Raw genomic sequence first — 12,458 nt, 5'->3', positions numbered from 1 at the left:
AAAATTTTAGATGCCTATATAAGGATACTTCGAGCGAACCACATCATCGTCACAGTTGTCTTAGGACTTCAATGGGTTGTGTCTTCGGGAATTGGCAAAAGGATCGTAAAAATTGTTTTTCCTGGTTGTGATTCTACCTCAATTCGGCCTTCATGTTTTAGGACCACACGCTTTACAATGTCCAAACCTAGGCCACTTCCTTCACCTAACTCTTTTGTTGTAAAAAATGGTTCAAAGATTTTATCTTTGATTTCAGCTTTGATTCCGCATCCATTATCTTCAATGCTCACCTGAATCCATTTCTTTCGATTTTCATCAACTTCGGTTTCTTTGATAGATACTGAAAGGATCCCTTTGTAAGACATGGCTTGGATGGCATTAAAAATCAAATTGGTCCAAACTTGGATGAGATCATCAGGATAACAATATAAGAAAACTTGTGAACTCGGATATTCTCGGATGACTTCGATTCCTGATTTGATTTGGCTATTGTATAGGATTAAAACTGTTTCGATATTGGAGATTAAATCGGTCATGGTTTTTTCTCCATATTTATCAAAATGAGAAAAGTTTTTGAGTGCATATAAAATTTTCGAAACACGTTGGATTGATTCCAAAATCGAATTCAAGTTTTGGGTCGTATGTATATATACCATTCCGTAATTAAAGAATTCCAAAAAGTCTTCGTCATGACATAGTTGTTCGATCATTGGCAAACAGTCTTGGACACCTAAATCTACAACTTCCTCAGCAATATATTCAGAATCGTTACAACCTAAATTTTCTAATCTTTCTCGTATGGATTTTTTTACTCTTCGCGCTTCCGAGCCATGAAGGTGATTTCTTTTAATGAATGAACTTACCATCCATTGAAAGTATAACTCGCGTTTTTCTGTTTTTATGGTAGATAATAATTGGATGATTTTGTCTTGGTTTAGGATTTGGTTTTTGATATTTTCTAAGATGAGTTGGCTTGATGCTTGGATTGCTCCCATTGGGTTGTTGATTTCATGTGCAATCCCAGCAATTAACTGACCTAATGATGCCATTTTTTCATTCTGAATCAATTGCGATTGGGTTAATTTAAGTTCATCAATCGTTTTTTCTAATTCATATTTTTGATTGATGATGAGATTATTTTTTTCTTGGATTTCTTTCAATGCAACTTTAATTGACTCAGCTTCGTTAATCAGAGTTAGGTCAATAAAGGACAAAATGAATTTTCCTTCTTCGATTTCCTTTTTGTTCACTTGAATCGGAATTAAAGTTCCATCTTTTTTGATCCCTTCTAGAGAAAAACTTTTGTCTTTGTTATAAATTCCATTCCAAAGTGGGTCCGCAATAATTTCATTTACATATACATTTTGAATGGATTCATAACCAAATAACTTTCTAAATGCAAGGTTTGCATCTATGATCAAATCTCCTTCGGTAATAATGATTGCTTCACTCGCAAAATTATAAAAATTTCGAAATCGTTCTTCCTTACTTTGTAATTTGGATTCAAATTCAAACTTTGCAGATACATTTTCCAATACTCCCACTTGTCTTGGATCAGTGAAGATGTCAGAGTTTATAAATGTTCCTCTATCTTCGATGGGGATATAAATATTGTCTTTTCTGCGAATTCGATAAAATGCGTGATATGGACTTCTAGTCCCAATTGCATCGGCTAGTAACTCTTTTGTAAACATTCGATCATCAGGATGGATTAAATTCAACCAACCTTCGATATCTAAATGGTTGAATTCCTCAATATCATAACCTAAAACAGATTGAATGGCTCCGTCCCATGTGATTTTATCATGTTTGATGTCGTAATCATAAATGATAAGTCCTGTTTGGTTTGCTACTTGATGAAAACGGGCTTCGTTTTCGAGTAAAGCAATCCTTTTTTTTCTGGTGTCATCAATATCTTCAATACTACCTATGATAATATTTTTATCGGTTTCAGAATGGATGGATTTGCCTTGAACACGAACCCAAAAATTTGGATCCCCTGCGATTTCAAGTTCCAAATCAAATGGAGAAAATTCTTTTTCTGCTTTGTTCAAAGCTTCAATGAAGATAGATTTACTAGTTTCCGAAAAGAATTGAATGAAAGATTGGATGGTGGGATTGAATTGGTTTGGATTCACTTTGAGTAAGTGGTATAAATCTGGAGTCCAAAACATTAAATTTGATTGTGTTGTCCATTCCCAAACTCCTGACTTAGAGATACGTCTGATTTCTTCACTCAGTTCATTTTGTTTCTTTAAATCTAATTCAATTCTTTTGGTATTCGTAATATCTTGAGCAACACCCAATACTTCCGTCGGTATTCCATCTTTATTGAAAGAAAAATTGGTTTCCCAAACACGAAACCAATGAACGTTCCCATTTTTATGAAATACTCGAAAGTCAAGAACATAGATATCAGTATTTTTTTCATCTAACATCTTTTTTGCGTGTGTATTGATCAAGTCAAGGTCGTCTGGGTGTAGAATATGTTTGATTAAGAATTCGTAAGTTAAGATTGGTTCAACTTCGAAACCTAAAAAACTTTCGATACTATTGTTTAAATATAAAAATTCGTCTGTAGCTAGGTCTTGGATATAAATGATGGCAGGTAAAGTTTTTGTGACTTTTGATAATAATTTTTCTTTTTCATCTAGTTTTTTTTGTAACTCAAGGATTTGGTCTTTTTTTTGAATCACTCCTTTTGCAAAACGTTTCCCATCTTCTTGGATGTAATTGTATAGCTGGACTTCACAAAAAATTTCTTCCCCAAGGTGGTTGATGTGAACCCAATCAAATTTTACAGTTCCAAATTTGAATCCATCTTCAATGTATTGAAAGGCTAAGACTTCTGAAGGTTGTCCATTTGGTTGGTACTTGGGACTGATATCGATGACAGATAAAGTTAATAATTGTTCTTTTGTGAATCCGAGAACAGAAGTTAATTTTGCATTGCAGTCGATGAAAAGTCCACTTTCTAAGTCAAATACAACAACTGCATTTTCGTCTTGGTCGAAAATAGTTTTGTAAGTGGTTTGGTTCCTATCTTTTAGTAGATTCTCCAAATAGGCGATTTTTTCTTTTGCCTCCTCGAGAGTCATTTCATCATTTGTTTCCATCTGCTTTATGAGATCATTAGTATCCCATGAAAAGGAATTCCTTCAAGACAAAATTTGTAACCAAAACCTGCACTTCTGAAAGCGAAACTGAACCAACACAAATTACGCGGACCAGGGAATCGAATGGAATTTACCAGAAGAGACTTCTGTTCATTTTGGAGGCAATTTTATGAGATGCGTTCACAAGACCGACGTGGCTATAGGTTTGTGGGAAATTACCCCATTGGCTACCTGAAATCGATTCAATGTCTTCACTGAATAATCCTACATGATTTGCATGTTCGCAAACAAATTCAAATAGATGGATTGCTTCTTCTAATCGATCCATAAAAGCAAGAGCTTCAATGTACCAAAACGTACAAACTAAAAATGTAGTTTCTGGTTTTCCAAAGTCGTCTTTATGCAGGTAACGATAGATAAATCCTTCTTTTGTTTTCAATTGTTTTTCAATTGCAAGCAAATGAGATTTCGCTTTGTCTGATTTTGGATCTAAATATCCCAGCGTGATCAGCTGTAACAAACTTGCATCCAAATCTTTTTTCCCTTGTGCTTGTGTATAACAACCGAGTTCAAAGTCATAACAACTTTCAATATTGGAGGAGGCTTCTGCCATTAGATGTTCTGCTTTTTTGATCAGGTCAGTTTTTTCAAGTTTGATAGCAATCTCTTTTGCTGCTTTTGCACCTACCCAATGGAATAGATACGTATAACAATGTTTTTGTGAAAAATTTCGAAACTCCCATAACCCTGCATCTGGTTCGTTCATGGTGATTTGAATTTGGTCTAAAATCTTTTGAATTAGATTTAAATTATGGAATCTATTTTTTTCAGGGATTCTTTCATCCAGATACAAAGGTAAGAGTGACAACAAAATTTGACCATAGGCATCGTTTTGTTTATGAGTATAAGCTGAATTTCCAATTCGAACTGGTTGATTTTTTAAGTATCCATCCAAATCCAAAACCGATTCTTCAATCAGGTTTTCTCCAAATATGCTATACAGTGGTTGGAATCTTCCGTCATCTGCTGGTGTTAGGTTGCTTATGTATTGTGAGTAATGTTCTAGTTCTTCGAATTGTCCAAGATTGGTTAAGGCCAAAAGAGTGTAAAATCCATCGCGTAACCAACAATAACGGTAATCCCAGTTCCTACCGGAATTTGGTGATTCTGGTAGACTTGTCGTGGAGGCAGCAATAATGGCACCCGTTTCTTGGAATTGGTGTAGTTTTAAACATAATGCGGAGCGTATCTGTTGTTTTTGCGCAAAATTAGGAATCGTACAATGTTTAACCCAGTTTTGCCAGTATTGTTTTGTTTTTGAGAGTTCTTCTTCGATGAATTGATGGAGCGGAGTCTCTATTGATTCGGATTCGATGAGAGCAAGATAGATGGTTTGGTTTAGATGGAATTCTTTTTCTTTTAGGATTTGGTTCGGGGATACATTGGATCGTATTTGGAATTGGAATTCATCCGATTTGTATTCAATGCGATCTGCGACAAGGTAGGGATTCAATTTTTGTTTCCCATAGCCATACGATGGCTCAATTTTAATTTGAATTTTGATATCACCAGATATAGGAACTACCTTTCTATAAAAATTGCGATGACAATGTAAGATTCCGTTTTGGTAGTATCGCGGTGCAAAATCGAAGACGGCAAATGATCCTGTTTCTGTATGGATTTCTGTCTTTAGGATATTTGTATTTTCTAAGTAAACCTGATTGGTAGAAATGATTTTTGAACTTGATTGAATACTAAAATTACCACATGTTTTATCTAAAAGGTTCCCAAAAATAGGAGAACTATCAAAATATGGCCAACACATCCAAACAACTTCTGCATGAGTGTTGATATGTGCGATGTAACTTCCGTTTCCTATAATCCCTGTGTTATATTTGTGTAACGTCATGATGAACCTTTGTTAAGTGTTTGATTAAATTTTGTATCCATAGATGAACATCATCTGTTGATTGGAATCGGAATTTTGCGATGGTTTCTGATTTCCCAATTTTGACGCTGATGGCATGATCTGGCAACTCGCGAAACATATCTTCGTCAGTTGTGTCATCTCCAAAAACAAAGGTTTGAATCGAAGTGTTGGGAAGGATTTTTAAAGCAGCTTTCCCTTTTCCAGTTCCGTATTCTCTCACTTCTATGATTTTGTTTCCTCTTTGGACAAAAAAACCGCTGTTTGATGATATTTGGGATAGTTCGTCTAACATTTCTCTTGCGGCATTTAATCCTATATCAGGATCTGCATTTCTAAAATGCCAAACGAGCGAAAATTCTTTTTCCTCTGTGAAGGAACCTGGAACTCGTTTCGAAAATTCTTCTAAATGTGATTTGATTTCTTTTTTCCATTCCGCATTGGAAAAAAATAATGCCTGCCATTCTGTTTGATTGGGAGCTCGGTGCCAAGCTCCATGTTCTGCTACTAAATGGAAGGGCATGTCAAAAAATATTGATTCTAAAAATTTGCGATCCCTTCCGCTGATGATCGCAACCGAGACATTGGAAAACTTTGATAGTTGAGTGAGGGAATTCACAAGTTCCTTGGAAGGGACTGCTAAATGAGGGAAGGACTGGAATGGAACCAATGTGCCATCATAATCAAACAAAATGAAAATTGGAGAATTGGATTTCGGAAGTAACGAATCAGAGTGAGGGGGAATCGATTTTGTTTGGAAGTTTAAGTTTTGATTTGCTGTCTCTTCTGTTTCGTTAAAGATTTTTTTTGCCCACTCCATGACTGAATTCTCTTTTAAACGAGAAACCATCACTTGGTTACGGATATTAATTTCTGATTCTTCCATCTCGATGGCTTCTTTGATTGCATCTGCCATCCCACTCAAATCATTGGGATTCACTAGGATGGCTTCTGGTAATTCTGCAGACGCACCAGCCATCTCACTTAGTACCAACATCCCATTTTTTTGTGACACCAAAAATTCTTTTGCCACTAAATTCATTCCATCTCGAAAAGGTGTGACTAACATAACATGAGTGTTTTTATATAACGGAACTAGTTCTTCAAATGGAAATCCTTTGTACTGATACAAAATAGGTGTCCAATCTAACGTACCAAAACTCCCATTGATGGCACCTATCTTTTCATCGATGGCACGTTTCATGGATTGGTAGGAGGATACGTCTGTTCGAGAGGGGACAAGAACCAAAACAAGTTTACATTTTTTGATCCATTGGGGGTTATTTTTTAAAAACAATTCGAATGCGTTTAATCTTTGTAAGACTCCTTTTGTATAATCCAATCTGTCAACGGAAAGGATTTGTTTCAGATTTTTGTGGTTCACATTGATTTGGTTTGCGATGGTTTCACATTCGTCTGAGTTTGCATACTTGGAGAATTGTTCTACATTGATACCCATAGGGAAAGCAGCTGCCTTAGTTAGGTGGTTTTGAAAGTATATGATACCTCTTTCATTTTCAATTCCTAAACAGCGAAGTAGGGATCGTAAGAAATATTGAGTGTAACTTTGTGTATGAAATCCAATGAGATCTGCACCCAAAACTCCTTCGAGTATTTTGCTTCGGATTCGTTCTGGGAGTAAACGAAAGACTTCAAAGGTAGGGAAGGGTATGTGTAAGAAAAAAGATAAAAGGATATTTGGGAATTCACTCCTTAAGATTCCAGGGAGAAGGAATAGATGGTAATCATGCACCCAAACCCAATCTCCAGGTTGGTAAATTTCTTTTATGGCTTTTGCAAATTCTTGGTTTGCTTCTTCATAAGAGGCAAAGGTTAAATCAGAAAACTCACAATTAGCAGTGAAATAATGGAAGAGGGGCCAAATGGTTTTGTTACAAAAGCCATTGTAAAAAGAATCGGCTAACTTTTGTTTTAGAAACACTGGGATTGTTCCATGTTCCTCCAACATTTTTTTGGAATAGTTTCGTTGTTCTTTTTCTGGGATGGATTTACCAGGCCAGCCCACCCAAACCACTTCATTTCCAAGTGATTTCCAACGGGAAAGAAAACTAGAAAGACCAGTGGCAAGTCCACCGACATTGGGTGTTCCGTCCCATTGGACTGGTAACCTGTTGGATACAAGGATCAGTCTCATGTTTCAATGAGAACAGATGAAAACTATATGGCAAGGGGTTTCTTTGAAAAAAATGATATTTGAAATATCTAATATTCTTTCTATAAACTCATTAGACTTATGATGCGAGTGGATGGTTCTAAAAAATATGTAACGAATCGAAAAATCATGATGGCATTTGGATCAGAAGATGGAATACAATTATACAACTCTACACAATGGATCCAAATGTAATGGGGATCCAAAATTTTACGTTAGGTGGCATATCATCCGAAGGTAAGTTGTGGTGATTCCATGGTCGCTCAACTGGATTTGGAACCAAAGAAAAAGGAAATTCCCTAAGATTGAACTTCCAGATCTTGGAGTCTGTTCTGCGGCAGGGATCGCAGTGGAAATCGGAGCGTAGTGGAGATTGGAACGAAGAGCCCGGTCCTTTTGAAAACGGATTTGGCAATCAAAATGATTCGGAGCCGCCCCAACCCAAAATGGGAATTTTCTGCCTAAGTTTTGGTGCCATTGGCGCCGAGAGATCCAATTTTGAAACCATACAAACCCTTTCCCCTTGACATTCTGCCCAAATTCCAGATCCTGACAGGAAAGCTAGAGAAAGGTGCTTTTGGATGAACAAAACCCAGATGGGGAACCTACTTTTGGTACTTTTTTTGGGACTAATGGCGGGAGCTGTGGCAGGAGTTGTCTTAGACAGACTCTTTGGCACAAATACTCTTTCCAAGTTTTTGTTCGAGTCACCAGTATCTTTTGAGCTTTATATAATTAAAGTCGAGTTCCAGCTAACCCCTGCAAGTATCGTTGGTCTTGTAGCGTCTGGATATCTCGCACTAAAAAAGGGGTAAGTATGTCAGTAATTTCCATGAAAAGTCTGCTAGAAGCAGGCGTACACTTCGGTCACCAAACACGTCGTTGGAATCCAAAAATGAGTCCTTATGTTTATACGGCTCGTAACGGGATCCACATCATTGACCTTCAAAAAACAGTTCAAAAAACAAAAGAAGCTTACGATGCTTTGAAAAAACTTACCGGCCAAGGTAAAAAAGTTTTGTTTGTGGGAACTAAAAAACAAGCTCGCGGTGCGATTGAAAGAGCAGCACAAGCATGTAGTATGTATTATGTATCTAACCGTTGGTTAGGTGGACTTTTAACAAACTGGAATACTGTAAAGAAGTCAATTGCTCGTTTGAAACGACTTGAGCAAATGGAAGAGAACAACTCTTTCGAACAAGAAGCTAGAACAAAAAAAGAAGCACTTTCCCTCAAACGTGAGTTAGAGAAACTCCGCCAAACACTTGGTGGGATTAAGGATATGGCTGTTGTTCCTGAAATTCTTTTTGTCATCGATCCTAAAAAAGAAGAAATTGCTGTCAAAGAAGCAAAAAAACTTGGTTTGAAAGTGTTTGCTGTGATTGATACAAACTGTGATCCAGAACCAATCGATTACCCAATTCCAGGTAACGATGATGCGATCCGTGCCATTTCTTTATTCCTTGATACAATGGCAAATGCTGTCCTTGAAGGAACAGGTGGAGAAGTCATCCAAACGAATTTTGCAGAAGATATGGACGCAGAACAACTTGCTCTTGAATACCAAGGTGAGTATGATGAGTCCGGAAAATTCATTATGGACGATGAACTTCCTCCAGTCGCAAAAGACATCCCAGTGGATCCAGAAGCTGCTAAAAAAGTAGCAGAAGCTGTCGTAGAAGTTGTAACAGAAGAAAAACCAGCAGAAGGTAAAGAGTAATGGCTGTTAGCTCCGAACAAATCAAAGATCTCCGCGAACGTACGGGCGCGGGAATGATGGACTGCAAAAAAGCCCTCGAAGAAAAGGGTGGCGATATTGAAAAAGCAGTTACCTATTTAAGAGAAAAAGGTTTAGCGAAAGCGGCAAAACGAGCTGGTCGCGAAACTGGCGAAGGGAAAGTGATCGCTTATGTTCACGGAACAGGGAAAACAGGAGTTCTAGTGGAACTTAACTGTGAAACTGATTTCGTTGCAAACAACGAAGCGTTTGAAGCCCTTGGCAAAGAGATTGCATTGCAAATCACTGCGATGAGCCCACTGTATGTGAGCGAAGAATCCATTCCCAAGTCTGAAATCGAAAATGAGATGAGTGTGCAAAAAGCACTTCTTGAAAAAGAAGGGAAAAAGGCAGACCAAATTGAGAAGATCCTTCCTGGTAAAATGAAAAAATACTATGAAGACATTTGTCTCATCCACCAAAAATCAATCCGTGACAACTCCAAAACCATCAATGACCTGCTCCAAGAGGCCATTGCAAAATTTGGAGAGAACATTACTGTTGGTAGGTTCTCGAGGTTCCAAGTAGGTGGGAACTAGTCCGCGTTTCAAACGAATCCTCATTAAAATCTCCGGCGAGGCACTCGCCGGTGAGGGTGAACTTGGTATTGATACCAACAAAACATTCTCACTTGCCGGACAAATCAAAGAAGTTCATGACTTAGGTCTCGAGGTTGCTGTGGTTGTTGGCGGTGGGAATATGATCCGCGGCGAAACATTAGCAAAGTCGGGAATGGACCGAGCCACTGCCGATTATATGGGTATGCTTGGTACCATCATGAATGGACTCGCCTTACAAGATGCATGCGAAAAACAAGGGATGTTTACCCGGGTTCTTTCCGCCATCGAAATGAAATCTGTTGCAGAACCTTACATTCGTAGACGAGCGGTTCGCCACTTAGAAAAAAATCGTGTGATTATTTTTGCTGGTGGAACAGGAAATCCATACTTTACAACAGACACAACGGCCTCTTTACGGGCAGTGGAAGTTGGTTGTGAAGTAATTTTAAAGGCAACGAAAGTGGATGGTGTGTACACAGCCGATCCAAAAAAAGATCCAAGTGCAAAACGGTATTTACAAGTTTCCTTTATGGAGTCCATCAAACACCGCTTAAAGGTAATGGATTCAACTGCACTCAGTCTATGTATGGATAATAATATGCCCATCATAGTGTTTGATATTTTTAAAGCAGGTAATTTAAGAAAATTGATCGATGGGGAACCAATTGGTACACTCATCTCCAATTCAGAGGAAGTGATTCTAGATGGTAGATGAAATTATAAAATCCATGCAGTCCAAAATGGACAAAACAGTTGATGCCTTAAAAAAAGATTTTGGTACAATTCGTACGGGAAAAGCAAACCCTATGATGGTGGAAGATGTGAGAGTGGACTACTACGGAACACTCACTCCCTTAAACCAACTTGGTAAAATTGCATGCCCGGAACCGCGCGTGATTCTCATCACTCCTTTTGAAAAAGGAATGTTGAAAGACATCGAAAAAGCAATTTTTGCAGCAAGTCTTGGACTCACACCGAATAACGATGGCTCCAGCATTCGTATCAATATCCCTGAACTCACGGGAGAAAGACGAAAAGAGCTCGCAAAAGTGGTGAAACAAAAAGCGGAAGAAAAAAAAGTTGCGATTCGTAACATCCGTCGCGATGCCAATGATGAATTGAAAAAACACCAATCAGAAATGTCCCAAGATGAAGTGAAAGGCCACCAAGACAAAATCCAAAAAATTACGGATTCTTATATTGCCAAATTGGGAGATTTAGAAAAGGAAAAAGAAAAAGAGATCACAACTCTTTAATTTCCTATGAAGTTGCATACGATCCCCGCGCACATTGCTGTCATTATGGACGGAAATGGTAGGTGGGCGGAAAACCAAGGGAAAAAAAGAACCGAAGGCCATAGAGAAGGGGCAAATGCAATTGATCGCCTCTTGGATGTGGCCTTGGAATATAAAATCCCAAATATTTCCCTTTATGCCTTTTCCACAGAAAATTGGAAACGTCCTATCACTGAAATCCAAGCCATCTTTGGTCTGTTAGTTGAGTTTATTGAAACTCGCCTTGATACCATCCACGCAAAAGGCATTCGTATCCATCACAGTGGTGCCAGGAATAAACTTTCCAAAACAGTTCTCAAAAAAATCGACCACGCAATGGCCGTGACCAAAAAAAACAAAAAACTGACTGCTAACTTTTGTTTGAACTATGGTGGGCATGAAGAAATTTTGAGTAATTTTTCACGTGTGATGGCGGCACGTAAGGCCAAAAAAGAAACTTTGGACAAACCCATTTCCCCCAAAGAATTTGAAAAATATTTGTATACATCCCCTTTGCCACCCGTAGATTTATTGATCAGAACTGCGGGCGAACAAAGGATTTCTAACTTTCTATTATGGCAAAGTGCATATGCAGAAATGTATTTTACGAGTACACTTTGGCCTGACTTTGGAAGGACCTCACTCGAGGAAGCTCTTCTTTTTTTTGATTCCCGAAAACGTAAATTTGGTGGTTTGTTATGAGTGAAACGACACTCCGTATTTTGTCTGCAATTGTACTCACTTTTGTATATGTATTCATGATCTTTCATAGTTCCTGGTACTACTTGGAATTTTATACCTTTGGTGTTGTGATGATTTATCTCGGATTAAAAGAGTTGTATGCCTTCTGCAAAACAGAAGAATCCAAACCATTTTTTGGAACTGGGTTACTCTTTTCCCTTTTGATCTTTACTGTGTATTACATCCAATTTTTGGGACTACAGTTTGAGGTCACACCTCCTGGATTTGTATTAGAGTTTTCCAAAATATTACGAGAAGGTTTCCATCCGATTCCTTTTTTGTTAGTGGCACTCTCCATTACGGTTTGGATATTACAAATCCTGAAACGACCGTTAGATGGTGCACTTTTCTCAGTCGGTGGAACCATGCTTGGTCCTATTTATATCGCGATTCCGATTGGGCATTTTTTATTGTTACTTGCACTTCCGTTTGGAGCTTATTATATCTTCCTCGTTTCTGTGATCACATTTATGAGTGATGCGGGTGCGTATTTTGGTGGTCGTTGGTTTGGAAAACACCCAGCCGGCTTAAAAATTTCCCCGAAAAAAACATGGGAAGGATATGTTGTTGGAAACCTAACGGCTGTCATTGGGGCACAAGTTTTAAATTTTACTTGGGAACATTTCAGCGGTGTGAAGTTACCAGTGGGAATTTTAGAGACCATTATCTTATCCTTTGTGATTTCTGTGATTTCTGTCATGGGAGATTTGGCAGAGTCAGCCATGAAACGGGATGCCAAAATCAAAGACTCAGGAAGTCTTATCCCTGGCCACGGCGGAATTCTCGATTTAGCAGATGCACTCCTTTTCACTGTGCCTGCGATTTATTATTATTTAGTTTTCAAAGGTTTCCTTGGATTCCCCGTCTGATTCATTTGAATCAGACTGTCT

At 38.1% G+C, this 12,458-nt stretch carries 10 protein-coding genes; 7 read left to right on the top strand and 3 right to left on the bottom strand.

Annotated features, from left to right (window positions below):
• Positions 1 to 68: 68 nt before the first annotated feature.
• The 3 genes from LEPBI_RS12895 to LEPBI_RS12885 form a co-directional block, all read right to left on the bottom strand.
• Positions 69 to 3,098, bottom strand: a complete 3,030-nt coding sequence (locus tag LEPBI_RS12895; RefSeq protein ID WP_226992781.1) for a PAS domain S-box protein — start codon at positions 3,096 to 3,098, stop codon at positions 69 to 71.
• A gap of 148 nt (positions 3,099 to 3,246) precedes the next feature.
• Complete coding sequence (locus tag LEPBI_RS12890; RefSeq protein ID WP_012389559.1) at positions 3,247 to 5,025, bottom strand: glycoside hydrolase family 15 protein; 1,779 nt, start codon at positions 5,023 to 5,025, stop codon at positions 3,247 to 3,249.
• Entirely contained in the window at positions 5,006 to 7,198 is a 2,193-nt protein-coding gene (locus tag LEPBI_RS12885) for a bifunctional alpha,alpha-trehalose-phosphate synthase (UDP-forming)/trehalose-phosphatase (protein ID WP_012389558.1), read from the bottom strand. The genes LEPBI_RS12890 and LEPBI_RS12885 overlap by 20 nt, the downstream gene beginning before the upstream one ends.
• Before the next feature lie 599 nt (positions 7,199 to 7,797).
• On the opposite strand from LEPBI_RS12885, the gene LEPBI_RS12880 reads away from it, so the two are divergent.
• From LEPBI_RS12880 to LEPBI_RS12850, 7 genes are read left to right on the top strand one after another with little or no spacing between them, the layout of a single operon-like run.
• Positions 7,798 to 8,031, top strand: a complete 234-nt coding sequence (locus LEPBI_RS12880) for a hypothetical protein (protein ID WP_012389557.1) — start codon at positions 7,798 to 7,800, stop codon at positions 8,029 to 8,031.
• A 2-nt stretch (positions 8,032 to 8,033) separates the two neighbouring features.
• Positions 8,034 to 8,936, top strand: coding sequence for a 30S ribosomal protein S2 (gene rpsB, locus LEPBI_RS12875; protein WP_012389556.1), 903 nt, complete (start codon positions 8,034 to 8,036; stop codon positions 8,934 to 8,936).
• Entirely contained in the window at positions 8,936 to 9,532 is a 597-nt protein-coding gene (tsf, locus tag LEPBI_RS12870; protein ID WP_012389555.1) for a translation elongation factor Ts, read from the top strand. Before rpsB ends, tsf begins: the two co-directional genes overlap by 1 nt.
• Positions 9,522 to 10,268: a UMP kinase gene (pyrH, locus tag LEPBI_RS12865; RefSeq protein WP_012389554.1), complete on the top strand. Its 747-nt coding sequence runs from the start codon at positions 9,522 to 9,524 to the stop codon at positions 10,266 to 10,268. Before tsf ends, pyrH begins: the two co-directional genes overlap by 11 nt.
• Positions 10,258 to 10,809, top strand: a complete 552-nt coding sequence (gene frr / locus LEPBI_RS12860; RefSeq protein ID WP_012389553.1) for a ribosome recycling factor — start codon at positions 10,258 to 10,260, stop codon at positions 10,807 to 10,809. The genes pyrH and frr overlap by 11 nt, the downstream gene beginning before the upstream one ends.
• A gap of 6 nt (positions 10,810 to 10,815) precedes the next feature.
• Positions 10,816 to 11,529: an isoprenyl transferase gene (locus tag LEPBI_RS12855; protein ID WP_012389552.1), complete on the top strand. Its 714-nt coding sequence runs from the start codon at positions 10,816 to 10,818 to the stop codon at positions 11,527 to 11,529.
• A complete protein-coding gene (locus tag LEPBI_RS12850) occupies positions 11,526 to 12,437 on the top strand; it encodes a phosphatidate cytidylyltransferase (RefSeq protein WP_012389551.1) in 912 nt (303 codons plus the stop codon). The genes LEPBI_RS12855 and LEPBI_RS12850 overlap by 4 nt, the downstream gene beginning before the upstream one ends.
• Positions 12,438 to 12,458: the final 21 nt, after the last annotated feature.

It is taken from the genome of Leptospira biflexa serovar Patoc strain 'Patoc 1 (Paris)', from assembly GCF_000017685.1.
In the GTDB taxonomy this organism is placed as follows: domain Bacteria; phylum Spirochaetota; class Leptospiria; order Leptospirales; family Leptospiraceae; genus Leptospira_A; species Leptospira_A biflexa.
The sequence above is the reverse complement of the archived record's forward strand: the minus strand, read 5'-3'. Positions and strand labels throughout refer to the sequence as shown.

Excerpts from the sequence above, each read along its gene's own strand:
- LEPBI_RS12895 (WP_226992781.1), bottom strand. The coding sequence starts at position 3,098 with ATGACTCTCGAGGAGGCAAAAGAAAAAATCGCCTATTTGGAGAATCTA.
- LEPBI_RS12890 (WP_012389559.1), bottom strand. The coding sequence starts at position 5,025 with ATGACGTTACACAAATATAACACAGGGATTATAGGAAACGGAAGTTAC.
- LEPBI_RS12885 (WP_012389558.1), bottom strand. The coding sequence starts at position 7,198 with ATGAGACTGATCCTTGTATCCAACAGGTTACCAGTCCAATGGGACGGA.
- LEPBI_RS12880 (WP_012389557.1), top strand. The coding sequence starts at position 7,798 with ATGAACAAAACCCAGATGGGGAACCTACTTTTGGTACTTTTTTTGGGA.
- rpsB (WP_012389556.1), top strand. The coding sequence starts at position 8,034 with ATGTCAGTAATTTCCATGAAAAGTCTGCTAGAAGCAGGCGTACACTTC.
- tsf (WP_012389555.1), top strand. The coding sequence starts at position 8,936 with ATGGCTGTTAGCTCCGAACAAATCAAAGATCTCCGCGAACGTACGGGC.
- frr (WP_012389553.1), top strand. The coding sequence starts at position 10,258 with ATGGTAGATGAAATTATAAAATCCATGCAGTCCAAAATGGACAAAACA.
- LEPBI_RS12855 (WP_012389552.1), top strand. The coding sequence starts at position 10,816 with ATGAAGTTGCATACGATCCCCGCGCACATTGCTGTCATTATGGACGGA.
- LEPBI_RS12850 (WP_012389551.1), top strand. The coding sequence starts at position 11,526 with ATGAGTGAAACGACACTCCGTATTTTGTCTGCAATTGTACTCACTTTT.